The sequence below is a fragment of the Marinibaculum pumilum genome (genome assembly GCF_042646425.1).
GTDB lineage: Bacteria > Pseudomonadota > Alphaproteobacteria > Ferrovibrionales > Ferrovibrionaceae > Marinibaculum > Marinibaculum pumilum.
Genome location: NZ_JBHRTR010000054.1, coordinates 546078 through 569836, shown reverse-complemented (window position 1 = coordinate 569836; position 23759 = coordinate 546078). Strand labels below are relative to the sequence as shown.

Annotated in this window: 24 protein-coding genes; 3 read left to right on the top strand and 21 right to left on the bottom strand. The window is 70.3% G+C overall.

Annotated features, from left to right (window positions below; translation table 11 throughout):
• Positions 1 to 54: 54 nt before the first annotated feature.
• Positions 55 to 501, top strand: coding sequence for a PaaI family thioesterase (locus ACFOGJ_RS29545; RefSeq protein WP_379906906.1), 447 nt, complete (start codon positions 55 to 57; stop codon positions 499 to 501).
• A 63-nt stretch (positions 502 to 564) separates the two neighbouring features.
• Here the strand turns inward: ACFOGJ_RS29545 and ACFOGJ_RS29540 are convergent, their stop codons facing one another.
• The 16 genes from ACFOGJ_RS29540 to ACFOGJ_RS29465 all read right to left on the bottom strand — a co-directional run bounded on the left by ACFOGJ_RS29540 (position 565) and on the right by ACFOGJ_RS29465 (position 16671).
• Positions 565 to 711 (bottom strand): hypothetical protein, encoded by a 147-nt coding sequence (locus ACFOGJ_RS29540; protein ID WP_379906905.1) that lies wholly within the window; start codon positions 709 to 711, stop codon positions 565 to 567.
• 178 nt (positions 712 to 889) lie between these two features.
• Positions 890 to 1099: a cold-shock protein gene (locus ACFOGJ_RS29535; protein ID WP_379906904.1), complete on the bottom strand. Its 210-nt coding sequence runs from the start codon at positions 1097 to 1099 to the stop codon at positions 890 to 892.
• Positions 1100 to 1309: 210 nt separating this feature from the next.
• Positions 1310 to 2239, bottom strand: coding sequence for an ABC transporter permease (locus ACFOGJ_RS29530; protein ID WP_379906903.1), 930 nt, complete (start codon positions 2237 to 2239; stop codon positions 1310 to 1312).
• Positions 2236 to 3345, bottom strand: a complete 1110-nt coding sequence (locus tag ACFOGJ_RS29525; protein WP_379906902.1) for an ABC transporter permease — start codon at positions 3343 to 3345, stop codon at positions 2236 to 2238. The genes ACFOGJ_RS29530 and ACFOGJ_RS29525 overlap by 4 nt, the downstream gene beginning before the upstream one ends.
• 369 nt (positions 3346 to 3714) lie before the next feature.
• Positions 3715 to 5235, bottom strand: coding sequence for an ABC transporter ATP-binding protein (locus ACFOGJ_RS29520; RefSeq protein ID WP_379906901.1), 1521 nt, complete (start codon positions 5233 to 5235; stop codon positions 3715 to 3717).
• A gap of 74 nt (positions 5236 to 5309) precedes the next feature.
• A complete protein-coding gene (locus ACFOGJ_RS29515; RefSeq protein WP_379906900.1) occupies positions 5310 to 6422 on the bottom strand; it encodes a BMP family ABC transporter substrate-binding protein in 1113 nt (370 codons plus the stop codon).
• A gap of 45 nt (positions 6423 to 6467) precedes the next feature.
• Positions 6468 to 6860: a VOC family protein gene (locus tag ACFOGJ_RS29510; protein ID WP_379906899.1), complete on the bottom strand. Its 393-nt coding sequence runs from the start codon at positions 6858 to 6860 to the stop codon at positions 6468 to 6470.
• A gap of 4 nt (positions 6861 to 6864) precedes the next feature.
• Positions 6865 to 7869 (bottom strand): isopenicillin N synthase family dioxygenase, encoded by a 1005-nt coding sequence (locus ACFOGJ_RS29505; RefSeq protein ID WP_379906898.1) that lies wholly within the window; start codon positions 7867 to 7869, stop codon positions 6865 to 6867.
• Positions 7870 to 8113: 244 nt separating this feature from the next.
• Positions 8114 to 8725 (bottom strand): PAS domain-containing protein, encoded by a 612-nt coding sequence (locus ACFOGJ_RS29500; protein ID WP_379906897.1) that lies wholly within the window; start codon positions 8723 to 8725, stop codon positions 8114 to 8116.
• A 2-nt stretch (positions 8726 to 8727) separates the two neighbouring features.
• On the bottom strand, positions 8728 to 9267 hold the full coding sequence (locus tag ACFOGJ_RS29495) for a PAS domain-containing protein (protein ID WP_379906896.1): 540 nt from the start codon (positions 9265 to 9267) through the stop codon (positions 8728 to 8730).
• A gap of 132 nt (positions 9268 to 9399) precedes the next feature.
• Positions 9400 to 10692, bottom strand: coding sequence for an amidohydrolase family protein (locus ACFOGJ_RS29490; RefSeq protein WP_379906894.1), 1293 nt, complete (start codon positions 10690 to 10692; stop codon positions 9400 to 9402).
• 1 nt (position 10693) lies between these two features.
• Positions 10694 to 11638, bottom strand: coding sequence for an ABC transporter permease (locus ACFOGJ_RS29485; protein ID WP_379906892.1), 945 nt, complete (start codon positions 11636 to 11638; stop codon positions 10694 to 10696).
• 12 nt (positions 11639 to 11650) lie between these two features.
• A complete protein-coding gene (locus tag ACFOGJ_RS29480) occupies positions 11651 to 12700 on the bottom strand; it encodes an ABC transporter permease (RefSeq protein ID WP_379906891.1) in 1050 nt (349 codons plus the stop codon).
• Entirely contained in the window at positions 12690 to 14273 is a 1584-nt protein-coding gene (locus tag ACFOGJ_RS29475; protein ID WP_379906890.1) for an ABC transporter ATP-binding protein, read from the bottom strand. The genes ACFOGJ_RS29480 and ACFOGJ_RS29475 overlap by 11 nt, the downstream gene beginning before the upstream one ends.
• Before the next feature lie 52 nt (positions 14274 to 14325).
• Positions 14326 to 15366: a BMP family protein gene (locus tag ACFOGJ_RS29470; protein WP_379906889.1), complete on the bottom strand. Its 1041-nt coding sequence runs from the start codon at positions 15364 to 15366 to the stop codon at positions 14326 to 14328.
• A gap of 186 nt (positions 15367 to 15552) precedes the next feature.
• On the bottom strand, positions 15553 to 16671 hold the full coding sequence (locus ACFOGJ_RS29465; RefSeq protein ID WP_379906888.1) for a 5-methyltetrahydropteroyltriglutamate--homocysteine S-methyltransferase: 1119 nt from the start codon (positions 16669 to 16671) through the stop codon (positions 15553 to 15555).
• A gap of 255 nt (positions 16672 to 16926) precedes the next feature.
• Between ACFOGJ_RS29465 and ACFOGJ_RS29460 the strand changes: the two genes are divergently transcribed.
• Both ACFOGJ_RS29460 and ACFOGJ_RS29455 read left to right on the top strand, forming a co-directional pair.
• Positions 16927 to 17682, top strand: a complete 756-nt coding sequence (locus ACFOGJ_RS29460; protein ID WP_379906886.1) for a GntR family transcriptional regulator — start codon at positions 16927 to 16929, stop codon at positions 17680 to 17682.
• Positions 17683 to 17927: 245 nt separating this feature from the next.
• Positions 17928 to 19130 carry a LacI family DNA-binding transcriptional regulator gene (locus ACFOGJ_RS29455; protein WP_379906885.1) on the top strand — a complete coding sequence of 401 codons (1203 nt, stop codon included), beginning with the start codon at positions 17928 to 17930 and terminating at the stop codon, positions 19128 to 19130.
• Between the two features lie 25 nt (positions 19131 to 19155).
• Here the strand turns inward: ACFOGJ_RS29455 and ACFOGJ_RS29450 are convergent, their stop codons facing one another.
• The 5 genes from ACFOGJ_RS29450 to ACFOGJ_RS29430 all read right to left on the bottom strand — a co-directional run bounded on the left by ACFOGJ_RS29450 (position 19156) and on the right by ACFOGJ_RS29430 (position 23727).
• Complete coding sequence (locus ACFOGJ_RS29450) at positions 19156 to 19554, bottom strand: hypothetical protein (protein ID WP_379906884.1); 399 nt, start codon at positions 19552 to 19554, stop codon at positions 19156 to 19158.
• A 155-nt stretch (positions 19555 to 19709) separates the two neighbouring features.
• Positions 19710 to 20111, bottom strand: coding sequence for a hypothetical protein (locus ACFOGJ_RS29445; protein ID WP_379906882.1), 402 nt, complete (start codon positions 20109 to 20111; stop codon positions 19710 to 19712).
• A gap of 30 nt (positions 20112 to 20141) precedes the next feature.
• A complete protein-coding gene (locus ACFOGJ_RS29440) occupies positions 20142 to 20798 on the bottom strand; it encodes a polysaccharide deacetylase family protein (protein ID WP_379906880.1) in 657 nt (218 codons plus the stop codon).
• Between the two features lie 25 nt (positions 20799 to 20823).
• Positions 20824 to 22077, bottom strand: a complete 1254-nt coding sequence (locus ACFOGJ_RS29435) for a thiolase family protein (RefSeq protein ID WP_379906879.1) — start codon at positions 22075 to 22077, stop codon at positions 20824 to 20826.
• 30 nt (positions 22078 to 22107) lie between these two features.
• A complete protein-coding gene (locus ACFOGJ_RS29430; protein ID WP_379906878.1) occupies positions 22108 to 23727 on the bottom strand; it encodes a class I adenylate-forming enzyme family protein in 1620 nt (539 codons plus the stop codon).
• Positions 23728 to 23759: the final 32 nt, after the last annotated feature.

Sequence of the window (23759 nt, the reverse complement as noted above, 5' to 3'; positions counted from 1 at the left end):
GCCATGCGCCGCGCCGGACGGACGGACAAACGGACGGACAGGCGGGAGGACAGGATGGCAGGCAGGGCGGATGACGCGACGGCGGTGCCGGCGGGGTTCGAGCGACACGATCGCCGCTCCGCCGTCACCGATCCCTGGGAACCGCTCTATCGCCGGGTCGCGGATGGCAGCTACCGCATCGGCTTCCGCATCGGGCCGGCGCATTGCAACGCCCGGGGCTTCCTGCACGGGGGCGTCATCGCGGCGATCGCCGACAATGCCATGGGGCATACCTATGGCCTGGGCCTGGACGCCCTGGCCCCGGAAGCGCGGGGCAGCATCGTCACCCTCGGCCTGGCGGTGGACTATGTCGCGACGGCGGCGAACGGCAGCTGGTTCGAAGTGCAGCCCCGCCTGGTGAAGGGCGGGCGTGCGACCGGCTTCGTGGATGCGCTGGTGCTGGCGGACGACGCGGTGGTTGCCCGCGCCAATGCCACGTTCCGCAACCTCGTGCGGGGCTGAACAGGCCAGCCATCGCGCGGACGGCCCGTGCCGGGCGGCACCGCTGCGACGGCCCGGCCGGGCTCAGCTGTTGTCGCTGTCCTCGGTGGCGCGCTCTTCCTTGCGCTCGTCGGACTTTTCCTGTTTCGCGCGCTGGCGCTCGGCCTTCTTCTCGGCCTTGGCCTTTTCGCGTTCGCGGCGCTCGAAATCGTAATTGGGCTTGCGGGGCATGAAACTCCGTTCGGCTGCGACGCGGCCGCGGAATGCGGCCGCCTTCACCAAAGATGGGGGAGGAGGGCCCCGAAGGGCAAGATCGGCCGCAGATGCAGGCCGGTCGATCGGCCCGAAGGGCCGAAAAACAAGAAGGCCCGCATTTCTGCGGGCCTTCCCGAAAAGCCTGTGCGGCCGGTCAGTCGACGGCGCGGAGATTCTCCGCGGACGACTTACCGTTCTTGCCCGGCTGAAGGTCGTAGCTGACGCGCTGGCCTTCCTGCAGGGACGACATGCCCGCACGCTCGACGGCGGAGATGTGGACGAAGGCATCGGAGCCGCCCTGGTCAGGCGTGATGAAGCCATAGCCCTTGGTCGGATTGAACCACTTCACGGTTCCTGTGGTCATCGGTCTTTCCTCAAAACAGGTCTTGAACACCCGCGCACAGCGCGAATGGGTCTCAGCTCACCGGATTGCGTGGAGTGGTCGTGCCTGTCGGCGAGACAGGGGCAGGAGACGCCAGAGGCATAGCGGTCTGATCGGTTAACGAATAGCGCCTGTCATTGCCAAAATCAAGCCCCACCTGCAGAGACCCGCATTCCCGCGGGGCGGAACCCCCTACTGCCGGTCCTCGCGGGCATAGTCCCGGCCCAGCGCATCCGGCGCCTGGGCCGCGGTGCGCCCGCGCAGGGCCACCAGCAGCAGCACCAGCAGGGTCGCCAGATAGGGCAGCATCATCAGCAGGAAGGTCGGCACGCTGACCCCGGTGGCCTGGATGCGGGGGATCAGCGCGACGATGCCGCCGAACAGCAGGGCGCCCAGCACGGCCCGCCAGGGCCGCCAGGCGGCGAAGATCACCAGCGCGATGGCGATCCAGCCGCGGCCGCCGGTCATGCCCTCGACCCAGACCTGGCTCGCCGCGAGCGACAGATAGCCGCCGGCCAGGCCGCAGAACATGCCGCCCGCCACCACCGCCGCCAGCCGCATCGCCTGCACGTCGACGCCGGCGGCATCGGCGGTTTCCGGGCTCTCGCCGCAGGCGCGCAGGCGCAGGCCCAGCCGGGTCCGGAACAGGACCCAGCCGGTCGCCGCCACCAGCAGCAGCGACAGGTAGAGCAGTGGGTCCTGGTTGAACAGGATGCGGCCGAGCCACGGAAGCTCCGTCAACGGGCCCAGGTCGAGCCGCTCGAAGGCGGCGATCGGCTTCTGGCTGTAGGGCGGGCCGATCAGGCCCGCCAGGCCGGCCCCGAGCGCCACGGTGATCAGCCCGGCGACAACCTGGTTGGCCCGGAATACCACCACCGCCGCGGCGAAGACGGCGGCCAGCGCGCCCCCGGCCAGTGCGGCGCAGAGGATGCCGAGCCAGGGCTGCGCGGTGTGGAAGGAGAGGATCACGCCGGTCAGCGCGCCGACCATCATCATCCCCTCGGCGCCCAGGTTCAGCACGCCGGCGCGCTCGTTGATGATCAGGCCGACGGCGGCCAGCATCAGCGGCGTAGCGAAAACCGGCGTGAACGCCAGCCAGTTGAGCAGAAGGGTCTCGATCACGGCACGGCCGTCCCGCCGCCGGACTGTGCGGCCGTGCCGGGCGCCGGCCGTCGCACCGGGCGGGACAGGGTCAGGCGATAGCGCGCGAAGAAGTCGGCGGTGACGACCGACAGCAGGATCACCGCCTGGATCAGTTCGATCACCGCGCGCGGCAGCTGGTAGAAGACCTGCAATGTGTCGCCCGCGACATAGAGGGTGCCGACCAGCGCCGCGGCAACCACTACGGCGGCCGGCCGGAAGCGGGCCAGGAAGGCGATCACGATGCCGGCGAAGCCATAGCCGGTGCCCAGATGCTGGGTCAGCCGGTATTCCTGGCCGGAGGCGACCAGCCAGCCGGCCAGGCCGGCGGCGGCGCCGGACAGCCCCACCGCCAGCAGGATCGTCGCCAGCACCGGCAGGCCGGTGCCGGCGGCGACACTTGGGCTGGCGCCGATCGCCTGCATGTAGAGCCCGGCGCGGGACCGCTCCATCACCACCCACAGGACCAGCGCGACCGCCAGCGCGACGATCAGCCCGGCATGGACATTGCCCCAGCCCAGCTGAACCAGTCGCTCCACCCCTGGCTGGAAGCTCTCAGAATTCGGGAAGTTCGCTGTCGGATCCTTCCAGGGGCCGAACACCAGGTGCTGCACCAGCAGATGGGCGACATAGTTCAGCAGCAGGGTGGTGATGATCTCGTTGATCCCCAGCCGCAGCTTCATCAAGGCCGGGATCGCCACCCAGAGGGCGCCGAACAGGGCGCCGGCGCCGGCCATGAAGACCAGCCGCAGGCTGTCCGGCCCGATATCGGCCACGGCGATCCAGGTGGCGCCGATCGCGCCCAGCCAGACCTGTCCCTCGATGCCGATGTTCCAGAAGCGCACCCGCAGGGCGACCGCGCCGGCCAGGCCGACCAGGATCAGCGGCGTGGCGGAGGTGGCGACCAGCGACAAACCATCCAGGTCCAGCAGGGTGTAGACGACGAATTCCTGCCAGATATCGCCCAGGCCGACGCCGGCGGAGACCAGGATGGCGATCGTGACCAGCAGGCCGGCGGCCACCCCGCCGGCCAGCGCGGCGGCGGACCGCCAGAGCGGCACGTCCTGCCGCGGCGTGATCGCGATCATCGGGCGGCTCCGGTGCGGTTCGGCATGCCACCTGCCTCAAGCGGCACCGTCGCCCTCGGGTTCGACCCTGCGGCAATCACAGATCTCACCGGCCAACCCGGATAAGTCCTCGCCGTCCTGCCCTGTCGCCGTCGTCCTCGGCCCCCGAGCCGAGGACCATGGCAGGACGGCGACGTCACGCAGCGTCTTTGTATCGTCGCGGCCCTCGGCTCGGGGGCCGAGGGCGACGGCATCCGGGCAGATGCGTCGAAGGGAGCTGGATATGTCGAAAAGTTCGACCCGAGGTGGCCGGGGACAACGGACATGGGGAAGGGGCGGCAGGGCCGTCGGCCAGCCGACATCGCTGCCGCCGCGGCATGCCTTCCGCCGCTATGCATGGCCCACCATCAGGCGGCCGATCTCCGCCCGGGGGAACCGTTCGCCGCCATCGCCGGCCGCGGCGAATTCGCCGACGATGCGGCCGCGGGTCAGCACGCCGATCCGGTCGGACAGGGCCATGACCTCGTCCAGGTCCTCGCTGATCACCAGGATCGCCGCGCCGGCATCGCGCGCCTCGCGCAGGCGCTCATGCACCGCCGCGGCGGCACGGACATCGAGGCCGCGCGATGGCGAATGAGCGAGCAGGGCCCGCATGCCCGGGCCCAGCTCGCGGGCCAGGACCAGCTTCTGCGCATTGCCGCCGGAGAGCAGGCGGGTCCGCGTGTCGGGGCGGGCGCCGCGCACGTCATGGGCGTCGATCGCCGCCGCCGCGGCATCGCGCATGCGGCCGCGCCGCAGCCAGGCGGCAGGACCATAGGCGCCGCCGCGCAGGGCCGTCATGGCGAAGTTCTCGAACACACGCAGGTCGCCGGCCAGTGCGCGGCCGTAGCGGTCGGCGGGCACCACGCGCAGGCCCAGGCGCCGCCGCGCCGCCGTCGACAGGCCGTCGATGCGCCGGTCGTCCAGCACGATCTGGCCGGCGGCGGCCCTGCGCAGGCCGGCCAGCAGGTCCACCAGTTCCGTCTGCCCGTTGCCGCCGACGCCGGCGATGCCGTAGATCTCGCCGCCGCGAATGGCGAGCTGCAGGTCCTGCAGGGCGACCCCGCCATCGCCCGGCGACAGGGCCAGGTCGTTCAGCTGCAGCAGGGGCCGGCCCGGATGGCCGCCGCGCCAGGCATCGGCGGGTGGCGAGACGCCGACCATCAGTTCCGCCATGCGGTCGACATCGAGCCCGGCGGTCGGCTGTCCGGCGACCACGGTGCGCCCGCCGCGCATCACCGTCACCCGGTCGGCATGGCGGGCCACCTCGCGCAGCTTGTGGCTGATCAGCACCACTGCGGTGCCCGTGTCGGCAAGGCGTCGCACGGCTGCCAATAGCAGCGCGCCCTCCTCATCGGTCAGCACCGCGGTCGGTTCGTCAAGGATCAGGATGCGGGCGCCGCCCAGCAGGGTTTTCACGATCTCCACCCGCTGCCGCTCGGCGATCGACAGGCTGTCGATCAGCGCCGCCGGCCGCAGGGTGAAGCCCAGCCCCTGCGCGCATGCCGCGATGGCATCGGCGAGCCCGGCCGGCTTCAGGGCCGGGCAGGCCAGGGCGACGTTCTCCGCGACGGTGAAGCGGCGCACCAGCTTGAAATGCTGGTGCACCATGCCGATGCCCTGCGCCCGGGCGGCGGTCGGGCCGTCGATCTCGACCGGCCGCCCGTGCAGCTCGATGCGGCCGGCATCCGGCCGGTAGAGGCCGGCGGCGACGGTCATCAGGGTCGACTTGCCGGCGCCGTTCTCGCCCAGCAGGCCGTGCACCTCTCCCGCCGCCAGCGTGAAATGCGCATCCGCCAGGGCGGGATTGCCGTCGAACGACTTGTCGATGCCCTGCAGCCGCAGGACGGCAGGGAGGGAAGGTGCGTTCACGAACGGGATCCGGACCTGAAAGGGCCGGCGCGAAGGGCCTCGATCCTCCGCACCGGCCAGCAATCGACGGCGGCCTATTCCAGGCTGCCCACCGTGCCCTTCACCAGGAAGTCCATGCCGAACAGCTTGTCCATCGGATAGCCCTCGCCGTCGGGCACGACGATGGTGCCGTCCTGCTTCGCGATCGGCCCGGAGAAGACGTAGAAGTCGCCGTTGGCGATCTTCTCAGCGGTCGCCATGATCTCCTTCTTCGCCGCCTCCGGCACCGCGTCGGAGGTGAAGTCGGAGATGCCGACCACGCCGGTATCCATCCCCTCGAAGGCGAAGCCGCCCTCGAAGCTGCCGTCCTGTGCGCGCTTCACCGCGGGCAGGACGAACTTGCCCCAGTCGAAGACGGAGGCCACCAGGTGCGCGTTCGGCGCGCTGGAGGACATGTCGGCGTTGTAACCGACGGAATGGATGCCGGCGCGCTCCGCGGCGATCTGCGGGCCCGGCGTGTCCTGGTGCTGGGCGATCACGTCGACGCCCTGCTCGATCAGCGCCTGGGCGGCGGCCTCTTCCTTCACCGGGTCGTACCAGGTGTTGGTGAAGGAGACGATGACCTCGGCATCCGGGTTCATCTTCTGCGCGCCCAGCGCGAAGGCGTTGATGTTCCAGTTCACCAGGCCCAGCGGATAGGCGGCGACGAAGCCCAGCTTGCCGGTCTTGCTGACCGCCCCGGCCGCCATGCCCGCCAGGTACATGCCTTCGTAGGAACGGCCGTAATAGCTGGTCAGGTTGGGCGCGCTGGTATAGCCGGCGGCGTTCAGGAAGACGACCTCCGGATATTCCTTCGCCGCCTCGGCAAAGGCATCGGAATAGCCGTAGGCGGTGCCGACGATCACGTTGTAGCCGCGCTTCACGTAGCGGTCGATCACCTGGCGGACCCGCTCGGTCACTTCCGGGATGTTCTCGGTGAAGGCGACCTCGCTGCCCAGCTCCGCCTCCAGCGCCTTGCGCGACTGGTCGTGCATGAAGGTCCAGCCGCCATCGCCGACCGGAGCGATATAGAGGAAGGCGACCTTCGGGTCGCCGTCCAGGCCCATGGCCGCATGCGCGTCGCGGCTGGCGACCGGCGCGGTGGCCGCCGCCGACAGCAGGGCGATGCCCGCGGCTGCCAGGACGGATCGCAGGTGACGTCGGAACATCTCGCCTTCACTCCTTGTTCGGGATGGGCCTTTTCGGGGGACGGGTCAGTCTTCGAGCATCCTGTTGATCCGGAAGACATTGCCTTCCGGGTCGAGCAGGACGGCCTGGTACCAGTTGTAGTAGGTCTTGTAGGGTGCCTTGATCAGGGTCGCGCCATGCGCCACCGCGACCGGCACCATCCGGTCGACCTCCTCAGCGCTGTCCACGTCGATGTTCAGCAGGAACTTCACCCCGCCCTGGTGGCGGTGGTCGTCGAGCTGCAGCAGCTCGTAGGCATCCAGCGCGTTGAAGCCGATGGCGGAGCGGCCGGTGTCGATGCCGCGGAAGATCGGCGAGCGGATCGCCTCGATCTCGGTGAAGCCGAACACGGTCATGTAGAAGCCGGACAGCGCCTCGATATCCTCGGCGAAGACGTTGACGTAGGACAGGTGCGCCATCGGCTCAGCCCGCGCCGCCGAAGGTGGTCTGCTTGACGAACTTGTTGCGCAGATGGTCGCCGGAGGAGATCGGCGCGTATTTCGGCGGATTGTCGGGCGAGGCGCAGTGCGGCAGGCACTCGATCATCGCGTCGTAGTTGGGCTGGTGGAAGAAGACGATCGACTGGCGCCGGCTGCCCAGGGCCGCGTCGCGCGGCGGATTGACCACCCGGTGCAGGGTGGAGATCCACCTGTCGTTGGTCCATTCCATCATCAGGTCGCCGATGTTGAGGACGAAGGCGCCTTCCACCGGCGGCACCGGCACCCATTCGCCGGCCTTGTTGCGCACCTGCAGCCCGCCGGGCGCCTGTTCCTGCACCAGCAGGGTCAGGCTGCCATAGTCGGAATGGGCGCCGGCGCGCAGCTGGCCCGGTTCGGGGGGCTGTGGCTGGTCGGGATAGTTCAGCACCCGCAGCATGCTGATATGGCGGTCGATGGTGGGGGTGAAGAACTCCTCCTCCAGCCCCAGGCCGAGGGCGAACATCCGCATCACGTCGGCGGAGAACCGCTCCATCTGGCGGAAATACTCCGTCCAGGATTCTGCCAGGTCGGGGACCTGGGCCGGCCAGATGTTCGGCGCGAAATGCGGGCCGGCGGCCGGGCCGTGGTAGTAGGGATCGCCGGCCGGCACATCGACCGGGCCGACGGAGAGGCTCTCCTTCAGGTCGCCGGGCGCCACCTCGTCCAGGGAATAGGACAGGCCCTCGTCGCCGATGGCGGAATAGCCCCGGACCTGGTCGGGAGAGGGGCGCACGACCTCCGCCTTCGCCGCATCCGGCAGGTCGAAGAAGGCGCGCGCACTGTCATAGACCCGGCGGATCAGGTCCTGCGGCACCGGATGCCCGACCAACTGCAGGAAGCCGATATCGGTGCAGGCCCGGTCGATCGCCTCCGCCACCGCGCGCTTGCCCGCGGGGCCGCCGGAGTAGAACGGAGAGACGTCGATGACGGGGACGTCCATTATGGTCATGCAGCCCTCCCTGACTGACGCGCCGTCCGGCGATCCGAAGGCGCCGGGCGGGACAGGGTCTGACCAACCGGTCAGGATCCTGCGCGTCGAAAGGCAAGAGCTGTGCCACGGGATGAGGTGGGGAGCGGCGCGGTTTCCCGTCGTGCCGCGACCCCGAACAGGGCCGGTGGGGGGGCGACTGCCTAAGAGACAGACGTGAGGCTGCCCAATCCGCGGGCAGTTGCCCCGGATCGGCCGCCGTCCCTCATGATACGGCCCCGCCGGGCGCCGCCTGCCCCTCGCCGGGCGGCAGGTCGATCGCACAGGCGATGTAGCCGACCCCGTCGCCGTTGCCGGACACCGGTGTCACCAGGGCCCGCACCGGCTGCCAGGCGCGATCCCTGTAGAACAGGTTGGCAGCGACCAGCAGGGCCGTTCCGCTGTCCGCGACATGGTCCAGCAGCTGCAGGTAATAGGGGTTTGCGCCGCGCTGTTCCTCGGCCAGCTCGTCAAAGTAGCGGCCGGTATTGTCCCGTCCCGAGCTCCGGACGAGTTCGGTGCCCACGAGCCGGATGAGATAGCGCCGGGGCGGCCCGGTGACCTGGAGCAGGAGCACCTTGGGCAGGGCGCCGGGGCCGATCCGGCGCGGCGTGATCTCCGACCGGCGCGGCAGGCCGCCGCGATCCGCAGCGGTGGCAAGCAATGCCGCGAGCCAGCCGAGGGCGGGATCCGAGGCCATCGCCGGATCGGCGTGGAACGGCGTCGCGACAAAGGCGTCCAGTGCGCCTTCGGCCGCCGGCTGGCGCCGGCGTGCGAGGCCGCGCCGGCGCAGCGTCCCGTCGCCCGGCCCGGGCTGCCACAGGGTGGCACGGGGCATCGTCAAATCAGGCTGCGCCGCGCGCGCAGCTGCTTCGGCGCCTCGACGGCGCAGGCGATGCGCTCGATATCGCCCTGCGGTCCGGCAAGCGGTGCCCAGATCGACCGGAAATGCTGCCAGTCGTTCCGACGGTAGTAGAGGTCCGCGGTCACCACGACGCAGTCGCCGCTGTCGGCGATATGGTCCATCTGGCGCAGGTAGAAGGCGTTGGCCGCGCCCTGCCGGTCCGACAGTTCGTCGAACAGCCGTCCGGTGGAATCGCGGCCGGCCATGCGGGACAGGTCGGTGCCGACCAGGCGGATGCGGAAGCGGCGCGGCGGCCCCTCGACATCCAGGATCATGACGGTGGGCAGCGCCGCGGGGCCGATGAGCCGGGGCGAGACCTCCTCGACCCTGGGCAGCCGCCCCTGCGCGCGGGCGCGGACGACCAGGCCCGCCAGCCAGCCCAGTTTCGGGCTTGCAGTCAGATCCGGATCCGCTGCGAAGGAGCATCCTTCCAGCCGCGCCACCGGCATGTGCGCCGCATCCCGCCATTCCGCCATCGGCCATCTCTCCGGCGCATCCTTCGCGCCAGTTCCAGGGACAAGATCCGACCATCGATAGCGATAATTGGTGAAGGAAACCTTTTCCTGGCGCAGCAAAGTCTCAGCCGGGGCGCGGCATCGCCCGCGGGGTCAGGGCAGCAGGCTGCTGCGCATCGGCTCCAGCAGGCGCTCGCCCTCCTCCGGCAGGGTCAGCCGGGTCTGCCGCGGCGCCGTCTCGGCGATCACCCGGCCGGCGCGCAGCACCATCAGGCGGGTGGCCTTCAGCCGGATTGCCTCCGCCGGGTCGGCGGCCTGCAGGACCACCAGGTCGGCGCGGGCGCCCGGCGCCAGGCCGTAGCCGTCGAGATGCAGCAGCCGCGCCGGTGCCTCGGTCACTGCGCGGAAGCAGGCGGCCATCTGTTCGGTCCCGGTCATCTGCGCGACGTGGAGCGCCATGCTGGCGACCTCCAGCATGTCGCCGCTGCCCAGCGGGTACCAGGGGTCCATCACGCAGTCATGGCCGAAGCCGACAGTGATTCCGGCCGCCATCAGCTCCGGCACCCGGGTCATGCCGCGCCGTTTCGGATAGCTGTCGTGGCGGCCCTGCAGGGTGATGTTGATCAGCGGGTTGGCGATCGCGCCCAGCTGTGCCTCCGCCATCAGCGGCAGCAGCTTGGAGACGTAGTAGTTGTCCATCGAATGCATGGAGGCGAGGTGCGAGCCCACGGCGCGGCCGTGCAGGCCGGTGCGGTGCACCTCCGCCGCCAGGGTCTCCACATGGCGGGACCAGGGATCGTCGCTCTCGTCGCAATGCATGTCGACCAGCAGGCCGCGATCGGCCGCGATCTCGCACAACGCGCGGATCGAGGCGGCGCCGTCGGCCATGGTGCGCTCGAAATGCGGGATGCCGCCGACCACGTTGACGCCGCGGTCCAGTGCCCGCTTCAGGTTGTCCGCCGCGGACGCGCTGCGCAGATAGCCGTCCTGGGGGAAGGCGACCAGCTGCAGGTCGAGCCAGGGCCTGACCCGGCGCTGCACCTCCAGCAGGGCGTCGACCGCCAGCAGCCGGTCGTCGCAGACATCGACATGCGACCGGATCGCGCCGATCCCCTGCGCCGCGGCCAGCCGGCAATAGGCCAGGGCGCGCTCGACGATCGCATCCTGGGTCAGGTGCGGCTTCAGTTCGCCCCAGATCGCAATCCCTTCCAGCAGGGTGCCGGAGGTGTTGAGCCGCGGATTGCCGAGCGACAGGGTGGAATCCATGTGGAAATGGCAGTCGACGAAGGGTGGGCTGATCAGCAGGCCGGTGACGTCCAGGACCCGCCCAGCCTCTGCCTTCAGGCCGGTTTCCACGGCGGCGATGCGGCCGTCCGCGATGCCGATGTCGATGCCGGTGCGGCCGTCGGGCAGGGTGGCGCCGCGCAGCAGCAGGTCGAAGGCCATCTCAACGTTCTCCCTTGCGGTAGGGGACCATCAGCGCCTGGGGATAGGCCGCGCGCCGCGACATCACCACCAGCGCCAGGATCGACAGGATGTAGGGCAGCATCAGGAAAACCTGGTAGGGGATCACCCCGCCCAGGTTCTGCTGCAGGCGCACCTGGAAGGCGTCGAAGGCGCCGAACAGCAGCGCGCCCAGCAGGGCCTTGCCCGGCCGCCAGGAGGCGAAGACCACCAGGGCGATGCAGATCCAGCCGCGGCCGTTCACCATTTCGAAGAAGAAGGCGTTGAACGCCGACATGGTGAGGAAGGCGCCGCCGATCGCCATCAACGCGCTGCCGGCCATCACCGCGCCGATCCGCAGGCCGCTGACCGACAGGCCCTGCGCCTCGGCCGCGGCGGGGTTCTCCCCCACCGTGCGGATCGCCAGGCCCAGCGGCGTGCGGTACAGGATCCAGGCCACCACCGGCACCGCCAGGAAGGCGAGGTAGGTCAGCGCGGTCTGCTGGAACAGCGCCGGGCCGAGCAGCGGCAGGTCGGCCAGCAGCGGGATCGGCAAGGGCTGGAAGGCCTCGATCCGCGGCGGGCTGTCCACGTCGGGCAGCACCATGCGGTAGACGAAATAGGACAGGCTGGTGGCCAGCAGGGTGACGCCGATGCCGGTGACATGCTGCGACAGGCCCAGCGGCACGGTGAACAGCGCCAGCAGCAGGCCGAAGGCCATGCCGACCAGGGCGGCGACCAGCACCCCGGTCCACAGGTCGGCGCCGAAATGCACCGCCATCCAGCCGGACATCGCGCCGGCGGTGAAGATCCCCTCGATGCCCAGGTTCAGCACCCCGGCACGCTCGCAGATCAGCTCCCCCAGGGTGCCGAAGATGAACGGCGTGGCGATGCGCACCGCGGCCACCCAGAAGCTGGCGGTCAGCAGGATTTCGATCACGCCGTCCATCGCGCCGCCCTCCTAGCCGCGCCGGATGCGGTAGCGGCTGACCAGCACCGCCACCAGCATGGTCAGCAGCGAGGTCGCCACGATCAGGTCCGCCAGGTAGCTGGAGACGCCGAGGCTGCGGCTCATGCTGTCGGCGCCCACGAACACCGCGGCGATGAACAGGGCGGCCGGCACCACGCCGACGGGGCTGAGCTGCGCCAGCATGGCGACGACGATGCCGCTATAGCCGTAGCCCGGCGACAGGTCCTGGGTGACATAGCCCTTCAGCCCGGCGACCTCGCCCACCCCGGCCAGACCGGCCAGCGCGCCGGAGATCGCCGCCGTGGCCAGCACGGTACGGCCGACCGGCAGGCCGGCGAAGCGGGCCGCGCCGGCATTGGCACCGGTGGCGCGGATGGCGAAGCCCAGGGTGGTGCGGGCCATCAGGAACCAGACCAGGACGGCCGCGACCAGCGCCATCAGCAGCCCGGCATGCAGGCGGGTCTTCTCCAGCAGCGGCGGCAGCACGGCAGAATCGGCGATCGGCTCCGACTGCGGCCAGCCCAGGCTCATAGGGTCCTGCATCGGCCCTTCCAGCATCATGCCGACGAACAGCAGCATGATGAAGTTCAGCAGCAGGGTGGTCACCACCTCGTCGACCCCCAGCCGCAGCTTCAGCAAAGCGGGGCCGATCAGCAGCACCGCGCCGGCGGCGGCACCGGCCAGCAGCATCAGCGGCACGATCAGCCAGGCGCTGTCGACGACCGGCTGCGAAGCCACGGCGACGGCTGCCAGCGCGCCGGCATAGAGCTGGCCCTCCGCGCCGATGTTCCAGAGCTTCGCGCGGAACGCCACGGCCACGGCCAGGCCGGTCAGGATCAGGGGCGCGGCGCGGGCCAGGGTCTCCGCGATCGCGAAGCGCGAGCCCAGCGCGCCCTCCAGCATCAGGCCGTAGGCGCGCGCCACCGAGGCATCGGCCCAGAGCAGCAGCAGCGAGCAGAGCGCCAGGGCGGCGATGGCGGCGCCGACCGGCGCGGCGACCGCCAAAGCGAGCGGCACATGGGCGCGCTGTTCAAGGCGCATGACGCGGCTCCGGTGCAGCATGGTCCGGCCGCTGCCCCGCCATCATCAGCCCCAGGGTGCGGACATCCAGCCCGTCGGCGGGCAGGGCCTCCGACAGGCGGCCGTGATAGAGCACTGCGATGCGGTCGGCGAGGGCCAGCAGCTCGTCCAGGTCCTCGGAAATCAAGAGGATGCCGGCGCCGCCGGCCCGGGCCTCCAGCAGCCGGCGGTGGACTTCCGTGACGGCGCCGATGTCCAGGCCGCGGGTCGGCTGGTTGGCGACGATCAGGCGCGGCTGCCGTTCCAGCACCCGGCCCAGGATCAGCTTCTGCATGTTGCCGCCTGACAGCAGCCGGATCGGCGCGTCCGGCCCGGGACAGCGCACGTTGTAGCGCGCGATCAGGTCGATCGCGTGGCGGCGGCCGGCGGCGCGGTCGAGCAGGCCGTGCCGGCCGACCGGCGGCTGGCGCACCGTCTCCAGCGCGGCATTCTCCCACACCGCCATGTCGCCGACGGTGCCGTCGTGGTGGCGGTCTTCGGGGATGCGGCCGACCCCGGCGGCGACCATCGCCGCCGGATCGCTCAGCGGTGCCGGGCGATCGAACAGGGCAACGGTGCCGGCGGTCGGTCGGGCCAGCCCGCAGAGCAGGTCGGAGAGGGCGCCCTGGCCGTTGCCGGAGACGCCGGCAATGCCGACGATCTCGCGGCCGCGGATCTCCAGGTCGGCGCCGTCCAGGCCGGGCCGGCCATGGCGGCCCGGGACATCGGCACCTGCGATGCGCAACAGGACCTGCCCCGGTTCCAGGGGCGGCCGTTCCACCGCCTGGACCGGCCGGCCGACCATGCATTCGGCCAGCGCCTCGCGGCTGGTCTCCGCCGTGCGGAAGCTGGCCACCGCACGCCCGCCGCGCAGCACCACGACCCGTTCGGTTAGCGCCATCACCTCCGCCAGCTTGTGGGAGATGAAGACGATCGCCAGGCCGGCGGCCGCGAGCTGGCGCAGGGTGTCGAACAGGCGGTCGGCTTCGCCCGGGGTCAGCACCGCGGTGGGTTCGTCCAGGATCAGGATCCGGGCGTCCCGGTACAGCGCCTTCAGGATTTCCACCCGCTGGCGCTCGCCCACCGACAGGCTGCCGACATTGGCGTCCAGCGGCACCTGCAGCCCGGCGCGGGCCATCAGGTCCCGCAGCTTCGCCTGCGCCGCGCGGCGGCGCTGGAATGGCAGCCACAGGCGCTCCGTGCCCAGGACGATATTGTCGAGGACGGTCAGGTTGTCGGCCAGGGTGAAGTGCTGGTGGACCATGCCGATGCCGGCGGCCAGCGCCGCCTCCGGCGCGCCGGGGCGCAGCGGCTGCAGCCCGCCGTCCGGTCCGGCGACCTCCACACTGCCTTCGTCGGCGGCGTAGTGGCCGAACAGGATGTTCATCAGGGTGGTCTTGCCGGCGCCGTTCTCGCCCAGCAGGGCCAGGATGCGGCCGGCATGCAGGTCCAGGTCGATGCCGTCATTGGCGGTGACGGCGCCGAACCGCTTGGTGATGCCCCGCAGCCGCAGCACCGGCTGCGGGGCATCGCTCTCTTCGGTCAGGCCCTGCACGAGGGTCGCGGGTCGCGAATCGATCGGACGGTGGGCGCGAGGAGGCGCCCCCTCACATCGTCGACTTCGGCTCGCTGTCGTTGACGTTGACCCGGAACAGGCCGTCCAGGATCTCCTGGCGCTTGGCCTGCACCTTCTCCTGCACCGCCTGCGGTACCAGCTTGTCGTCCATCGGCGCCAGCGAGCCGCCGCCATGGGCCATGAAGCTGTAGGGGCCGTAATCCTCCGGCTCGAATGCGCCGGCCTTCACCTTGGCGATGGCGCGGTCGATGGTCGGCTCCATGTGCCACAGGGCGCTGGCGACCACGGTGCCCGGATAGTCGGCCTGGGTGTCGATGACATTGCCGATCGCCAGCACGCCGCGCTCCTTGGCGGCGTCGGAGACGCCGAACCGCTCCGCGTACATCACGTCGGCGCCGGCATCGATCATTGCGAAGGCGGCTTCCTTCGCCTTCGGCGGGTCGTACCAGGAGCCGATGAAGCTGACCAGGAACTTCACCTCCGGATTGACCTCCTGCGCGCCGGCCATGAAGGCGTGCATCAGGCGGTTCACTTCCGGGATCGGATAGCCGCCGACCATGCCGATCAGGTTCGACTTGGTCAGCTCGCCGGCCACCATGCCGGTCAGGTAGGAGGGTTCGTGGATCCAGTTGTCGAAGACGGAGAAGTTCTTGCCCGCCGGGCCGAAGCTGGAGCCCATCAGGAAGGCGGTCTCCGGATAGTCGCCTGCGACCTTGCGTGCGGCACGCTCGACGCCGAACACCTCGCCCACGATCAGGTCGTTGCCGGCCTCGGCATATTCGCGCATCACCCGCTCATAGTCGGTGTTGGCGACATTCTCCGAATAGGTATAGGCGATCTCGCCGCGCTCCTGCGCCGCATTCAGCGCCTTGTGGATGCGGCTGACCCACTGCTGCTCCACCGGCACGGTGTAGATCGCGGCGACCTTCATCTTGTCCTGCGCCGCGGCCGGGCCCATGCCGGCCAGCGGGCCCGCCAGCTGGACGCCGACGAAAGCCGTCAGGGCGAGGGCCAGCGCTGCCCTGCGGTTGAGCAGGCCACCGGCCAGCTGCCTGCAAATGCGCCACACCATGTCAAAGCCTCCTTGTTGTCTGCCGGGTCGAAGCGCCCGGTTCATGCGAAGCGCCATCTGTCGCAAGTGGCGCGCCACCCGGGCCGCCGGCCCGTCGGCCGCACGATGGCATGGAGCCGGGAGTGGAAAAAGGGGCGGCCGTGATCCCGGCTGCCCCCCGGCCGTTCCTGCCGTCGTTCCGGGTGATCAGACGCTGCCCCACACCGCCTGCGCGACCTCGACGCAGCGGTCGAGCTTGCGCCACTGGTCGTCGTCGGACAGTTCGTTGCCATGCGCGGTGGAGGAAAAGCCGCACTGGTGGCTCAGCGCGCACTGCTCCAGGGGGACATAGGCCGCGGCCTCGTCGATGCGCTTGCGGATCGTGTCGGCCGGCTCGACATCGGCCTTCTTGGAGCTCATCAGGCCCAGCACCACGGTCTTGCCCTTCGGCATGTGGCGCAACGGCGCGAAATCGCCGGACCGCTCGTCATCATATTCCAGGAAGAAGGCGTCGATCGCCATCTCGTTGAACAGGATCTCCGCCACCGGCTCGTAGCCGCCCTGGGCGACCCAGGCGCTCTTGAAATTGCCGCGGCACAGATGCACGCCGACCACCATGTCGTCGGGCCGGTCCCTGATCGCATCGTTGACCATCCGGCAGTAGAGCCGGGTCAGGTCGTCCGGGTCGTCGCCGCGGTCGGCGGTACGCTGGCGGATCTCCGGGTCGCAGAGATAGGCGAGGTTGGTGTCGTCCATCTGCAGGTAGCGGCAGCCGCGCCCCGCCAGGTCGGCGATCTCGTCGCGATAGGCGGCTGCCAGGTCGTCGTAGAAGGCTTCCAGGTCCGGATAGACATCCTCGGAGATGCCCTTGCGGCCGCCGCGGAAGTGCAGCATCGACGGTGCGGGGATGCAGACCTTCGGCGTGTGGCTGACGACGGACTTCAGGAAGTCGAAATCGGCGCCCTGGATCGGCTGCGCATGGCCGATGCGGGAATCGACATGCATGGTCGGCGGCGCGAAGCCGACTTCGGAGCCGTCGTCCTTGCGGAAATGGGAGGAGAACTCGCCATAGGTGACGTTGACACCGTCCAGCTTCTCCAGGAAGTCGACATGGAAGAAGGTGCGCCGGAACTCGCCGTCGGTGATGCCGTGCAGGCCATGCTCCTCCTGCTTCTTCACCACCTCGCGGATGCACTCGTCCTCGACCGCGCGCAGTTCTGCGGCGTCGATCTTGCCCTCCTGCGCCTTCGCGCGCGCCTCGCTCAGACGCTTGGGGCGCAGGAAACTGCCGACATGGTCGGCACGGAACGGCGCTTTCTCTCCCATTGAACCTGTCCTTTCGTGTTGGGCTGACGGCCGGCGGGCAGGGCGCTTGCCCCTGCCCTGGAATGTATACAGGATTGGCGGCGATACTGATTTGCAGTGGATGCCCGGTCAACCCGGGATCCGGAGGGCAGGCATGATGGTCCCGGAAATTTGCGGGCCCTGCACATATGAATGCAGGCGGTGGGCGCATCCGGCGCGATGCCCGACCTGCGACAATGTATACAAGGCTTCGCTGCACTCCGGCGGGAGGGGCGGATGACCGCCCGGTCGGGGGAGAGCCGGCAGCGGGGAAGCCTGGCCTCGCAGTCGCTGAAGGCGCTGCTGGGCGTGCGGGAGCTGATCTACAGCGGCGAGGTCCGGCCCGGCGAGCGGATGTCGGAGCTGGCGCTGGTCGACCGGCTGGGCCTGTCGCGGACCCCGGTGCGCGCGGCGCTGGCGCGCCTGGCGCAGGAGGGCCTGCTGGAGGCGCTGCCCGGAGGCGGCCATGCGGTCCGCGCCTTCAGCGACAGCGATGTCGTCGATGCGATCGAGCTGCGCGGCGTGCTGGAAGGGACGGCGGCGCGGCTGGCGGCGGAGCGCGGCGCCGCGCCGGAGGCGATGACGGCGCTGCGCGTGGTGCTGGAGGATCTCGACGGGATCGTCGGCGCGACCCCGGAGCGCATGGACTTCGAGGCCTATGTCGCATGCAACGAGCGATTCCACGACCTGCTGTCCGGCCTCGCCGGCAGCGACCTGCTGCGGCGGGAGATCGAGCGGGTGGTGACCCTGCCCTTCGCCTCCCCCAGCGCCTTTGTCGAGGCGCAGGCCGCCCTGCCGGTGTTCCGGGACGTGATGCGCCAGGCCCAGGCGCAGCACTGGGCGATCGCGGAGGCGATCGAGGGGCGGGAAGGCGCGCGGGCGGAAGCGCTGGCCCGCGAGCATGCGAGGCTTGCGCGGCGCAACCTGCACGCCGTGCTGCGCAACGAGCGACTGGTGCGGCGGGTGCCGGGCCTTTCCCTGATTGCCCGCTGACGCCGTTACCGCGCCGACTGCCTTGACAATCCGGCGGTGGAGCAGGTCAGCTTCCGCTTGTCGTTGCCGGGATCGCCAGCATAGGCTGCATGCAGGGCGATAGTGCAACCGGCTGTCGGGTCCCGGCCGAAGGCGATACGCCCGGCCGCTCCGGCGGCCGTCCGCCCCCCCCAGCGACCCATCGTACCCCGGAGGCCAGCAATATGAGGGCCGACCGCATCGGGGGCCAACCGCATCGGGACGACATGCAACGGGACAAGCCCAACCGGGACAGAGCGCAGCACGACAGGACGCAGCGGGAGAAGGTCCAGGAACCGCTGGCGCGGTCGCGCCGGCCTTCCGCGATCGAGGTGGCGCGGCTGGCCGGCGTGTCGCAATCGGCTGTCTCCCGCGCCTTCACCCCCGGTGCCAGCATCAGCCCGGCGACCCGCGCCAAGGTGATGTCGGCTGCCGAGCAGATCGGCTACATGCCGAACGCCATCGCCCGCAGCATGATCACCCGGCGGACCAACATCATCGGTGTGGTGCTGGGCAACCTGGAATACCAGTTCTACCAGCAGGCCCTGCGCGTCCTTTCCCTGCGCCTGCAGGAGGCGGGCCGGCAGGTGCTGCTGTTCACTGTGCCGCCCGGCGGCGACCTGGACGCGCTTCTGCCCCAGGTCCTGCAGTATCAGGTCGACGGCGTGATCATCGGCGCCGCCACCTTGAGTTCCGACATGGCCGCGGAGTGCGAACGGCGCGGCACCCCGGTGGTGCTGTTCAACCGCACCGTGCCCGGCGTGCCGGCGCACAGCGTGACCAGCGACAATTACGGCGGCGCGCGGCTGGTGGCGACCCTGCTGGTGCGCGCCGGCCATCGCCGCTTCGGCTTCATCGCCGGGCATCGCGACACCTCCACCGGCATCAACCGGGAGCGCGGCTTCTACGAGGGCCTTGCCGCTCTGGGTATCGACACCGCGGCGCAGGTGGTCCGGATGGAGGCCAACTACAGCTATGAGGGCGCGCGGCAGGCGGTGCTGTCGCTGCTGGCAGAAGGGCCGCGCCCGGACGCGATCTTCGGCGCCAACGACATGATGGCGATGGGGGCGATCGATGCCGCGCGGGAAGCGGGCCTGAGGGTGCCCGACGACCTGTCGGTGATCGGTTTCGACGACACCCCGCAATCGGCCTGGACAGCCTATGCCCTGACCACCCTGCGGCAGCCGATCGAGGAGCTGGTCGAGGCGAGTGTCGACCTGATCCTGGGCCTGCACGACCAGCCGTCGAACCGCCGCACCATCGTCGAGGTGCCGGTGCTGTTCGTGGAGCGCGGCTCCGCCCGCCTGCCGCGGCCGGAGGAGGCGGTGGCGATCACCGGCGGACAGCGGAGCGATACGGTGCCGGAGCCGGCTGCCAAGCCGGCGCGCAAGACGGAGCGACGGCGCAGCAGGGGGCGCAAGGTCGCCTGAACATCGCCTGTCGCCGCGGCAGCGATCAGCTGTCGGCCATCATCTCCTGCAGGCACTGGCGTGCCTTGTCCTCCGACCAGGCATGCCTGATCTGCGCGTCCAGGCCGACGGCCTGCGCCGCCTCCTGCGCCAGGGCCGCCATGTGCGGCCGGTTGGCATCCGAATCGATCACCACGGTCCGATAGCGGCGGATGCCGGCGTCCCGCAGGCGCTGGAAGAAGTCGATATAGAAGTCGAGGTCGGCGACCGATTCCGCGCCGCGCCTGTCCAGGATCGTGTTGAGGATGCCGTCTTCCGCCTGCCCGGCCATCTCCCGGTACAGGCGGGCGATCGCCACGGCATCGGGCCGGCCGCCCAGGCAGACCTTGAAGGCCAGGTCCGGGCCCAGGCTGAGGGGCGCATAGCTGAGGATGTTCGCTGTCATGCGTGGACCTCGATGGGCACCCGAGACGGGCCCGGACGGACAACCGGGGCGGCGAAGCCCGACCGGTCTCCGTCGGGACCGATCCTGCCATCTTCACGCACGGGCGGCGGGCGACAACCGTTCGGATGGCGTGGGCCGGCCGCCGGCTTCCCGTCCTACGGCCCCGCGGTCATCATCTCCCGCAGGTGGCGCAGCGCCTCCGCCTCTGTCCAGGCATGGCGGATGACGGCGTCCAGGCCGGCGGCGATGGCGGCCTCCTGGACCAGCGCGCCCATATGCGGGCGCAGGGCGTCGGTGTCGAGGACGACGCTGCGGTAGCGGGTGATGCCCGCCTCATGCAGCTGCCGGAAGAAGGCGATGTACCAGCGGGCATTGGCGAAGGGCTCCATGCCGCGGCGGTCGATCAGGAGGTAGAGGCTGCCGGTCCCGGCGCGCCGCGCGGCATCGAGGAAGGTGGCGGTGATCCGCTCCGGCTCCAGCCGGCCGGACATGCGGATCCTGAAGGCGGGCTCCGGCAGGCCCGCCAGCGGTTCTTTGAACAGGATCGCTTGCGACATGCGCCGCCTCCAGGCGAACCGGGCGATGGATCACCCGGCGACCAGCCCCTCCAGATTGCCGACGATATCGCCGCGGCGGATCGGCACGCAGTCCGGCGGATGGTCCTGGCGGAAGCTGTGGTCGGCATCGGCCAGCCGGTCGAGGAAGGCGTCCAGGTGGCGCATCGCCGGCGGCACGGCATCGTGCAGCACGATCAGCTGGTGGCTGCGCCCCGCCGCCTCCGCTGCCGCGATCTGCGCCATCGCGCGATCGGGCCAGCCGTCATGGTCGTCGAAATCGCCCGGGACATGGGTCCAGAGCACACAGGTATAGCCGCCGCGGCAGAGGTGATCGACGGCGGCCTGCGAGAGCAGGCGGGGCCCCAGCTCGCCCTTGGCGAACGGCCGGAACAGCTTTTCCGGATGGGCCAGCGCGCCCAGCTTCGCCTGCGCCACCGCGATCTCCCGCTGCGGCGCCTCCGGGTCGGGGTCGATGCCCAGGGGCACGTCGTGGGTCATCGTATGGTTGCCGATCCAGTGGCCGGCCGCATGGGCGGCCTCCGCCGCGGCCAGTGCGGCAGGGTCGTCCAGGTTGCGGCAGACCAGGAAGAAGGTGGCCAGGATGCCGCGCCGCGCCAGGCTGTCGAGGACGCGCGGCGTCGCCTCCGGGTTCGGGCCGTTGTCGAAGCTGAGGCTGATCTCCGCCATCGCGGGACCGGGCTCCCGTCGGCCGCTATTGCGGCTTGTGCAGGATGGTGACCGCGCAGCAGGCCTCGTCGAAGCCGATCACCCCGCCGCCATTCTCCGCCAGCGCCCATTCGGCATCCGGCACCTGGCGGTCGCCCGCCTCGCCGCGCAGCTGGGTGGACAGTTCGTAGACCATCGACAGGCCGGTGGCGCCGACCGGATGGCCCTTGGAGACCAGGCCGCCGGAGGTGTTGATCGGCAGCCGCCCGCCGGGGCCGGTGGCGCCGCTCTCCACGAAGCGGCCGCCTTCGCCGTCGTCGCAGAAGCCCATCATCTCGGCCTGGTAGATCTCGCAGAACGAGGTGGCGTCGTGCACCTCCGCCACCCGGATCTTCTCCGGCCCGATGCCTGCCTGCCTGTACGCCTTCTTCGCGGCGACCCGGCTCAGCCCCTCCTCGTCCAGGCTGCGATACTTGCCGCCGGAGAGCGCGGAGGCAGCGATCCGCACGGCGCGGTCGCGTACCGCCTGCGGCAGGTTGCTCAGGAAGTCTTCCGAACAGACCAGGGCGGCGGCCGCGCCGTCGCCGATCGGCGAGCACATCGACCGGGTCAGCGGGAAGCTGACCGCGCGGTCCTTCATCACGTCCTCGACGCTCATCTCGAAGCGGTACTGCGCCTTATCGTTCAGGGCGCCGTAATTGTGGTTCTTTGCCGCGCCGGCGGCGATCTGCGCCTGCGTCGTGCCATGCTTCTTCATGTGGTAGCAGGCCTGCATCGCGTAGGTGTCCATGAACACCGTGCGGTCGGGGCCGGGCTCGAACGGCTTGCCCGCCTTCTCGCCCGCGGCGGCGTAGTAGTCGTGCCATTCCTGCGGGTCCTGCTGGTCGATGCCGGCGTTGAACTTCGACATCGTGCGCTCCGGATGGTCGGGGTCGTAGAGCTTCTCCACCGCGATGGCGAGCGCCAGGTCGGCGGTGCCCGACAGGATGTCCTTCCAGGCGCCGTTCAGGGCGACGGAGCCGGTGGCGCAGGCATCCTCGACATTGACCAGCGGCACCCGCTCCGGGAACAGGCCGTCGCGCACCAGCGGCGTCATGCAGACCTGGCCGCGGATTGAGCCCTGGGCATCCGCCCACATGCCGCAATTGCCGAACCAGGCATTCTCGATCTGATCGCCGTTTTCCAGCCCGGCATCGGCCAGGGCGCCCAGATAGGCGTCCCGGGTCAGGTCCTTGTAGCTCTTGTCCGGCCAGCGGCGGAACGCGGTCGAATAGGTGCCGATGATGTAGACGTCGCGCATCTTGTCTCTCCTCGTCGTCGGGCGACCGCCTCAGGCGTCGCGCCAATAGGGTTCGCGCAGCTCGCGCTTCAGGACCTTGCCGAGCGCGTTGCGGGGGAAGTCGTCGCGGAAGGCGATGGCGGAGACCCGCTGGTGCCGGCCCAGCCGCTCGTTCGCCCAGGCCAGGATCTCCGCCTCGTCGGCCGCCGCGCCCGTCTCCCGGATCACCAGGGCCAGCGGCGTCTCGCCCCATTTCTCGTGCGGCACGCCGATCACCGTGACGTCCATCACCGCCGGATGGCCGCCGATCACCTGTTCCAGATCGGCGGGGAAGATGTTGAAGCCGCCGGAGATGATCATGTCCTTCTTGCGGTCCAGGATGTACAGGTAGCCGTCCTCGTCCATCCGGCCGATATCGCCCGTGCGCAGATAGGTGCGGCCGCGGGCATCGCGCCAGACGATCTCCGCCGTCGCGTCGGGCCGGCGGTTGTAGCGCTTCATCATGCCGGCGCCGTAGCCGACGATCTCGCCCACCTCGCCATGCGGCAGGGGCGCATCGTCCGGGCCGATGATCGCGACGTGATAGCCGACCACCGGGGTGCCGACCGAGCCCGGCTTTCGCATCACCATGTCGGGCCGGATGATCGTCGCCACCCCTTCGGAGATGCCGTAGATCTCGTACAGGTTCGGGGTCATCCGCTCGATCACCGCCTTCTTGGTGTCCAGGCGCAGCGGCGAGCCGGCCGACAGCACCGCCTCCAGGCTGGACAGGTCGTACTGGTCGAAACCGGGATGGGCCAGGGTGACGATGAACTGGGTCGGCACCATGAAGCTATGCGTCACCTTCTCCCGCGCCACGGTCTGCAGGAAGGCCAGCGGGTCGAAGGCCGGCATCGCGACCAGGGTGCCGCCGACGAACAGGGTCGGCAGCATGGTCAGGAAGGTGCCGTTGGAATAGAGCGGCGTCGTCGCCAGAGCCACCGTGTTGCGGTGGTAGCGCATCTCCAGCGCGTTCGACCAGGCGAAATGCTGCCGCGCCCGGTGGGTCTGCACGATGCCCTTGGGCAGGCCGGTGGTGCCGCTGGAATAGATGATGTTGAACTCATCCTCCATGTCGTAGCGCACCGCCGGCTCATGCTCGGGCGCGCCGTCCAGCCAGGGCGCCAGCGCCTGCCAGCCGGGCGCCGTGGCGCCATGCAGGAACCACAGCCCGGCATCGATGCCGGACAGCCGGTCGCGATGCGGCTCCAGGCTCTCGTGCAGGCCGGCGCTGGCGAACAGCGCACGGGCGCCGGCATCGGCGGCCAGCGCGGCGATCTGCTCGCCGGTCAGCATGGCCGACAGCGGCACCACGCAGGCACCGGCCTTCACCACGCCGAACATCACCTCCAGCATCGTCACCGAGTTCGCCATCACCACGGCGACCCGGTCGCCGCGGCCGATGCCGGCCGCATTGAGCCGGTTGGCCACCCGGTTCATGCCGGCATTGAAGCCCGCCCAGTCGCGCCGCACCCCGTCGCAGACCAGGGCCGTCTTGCGCGGCTGGAACTCGGCGAACCCGGCCCAGAGTTCCGGCAGGAAGACATGCGCGTCCTCGATGGCGGCGGGCGCGGCGGCTTCCGGTCCGTCCTGCGGCGCGGCGGCCGAGGTGGCGGGCGGGGTGGCGTCCATGTTTCCTCCGGTTGGTTGGCGTCGGCCGCCGT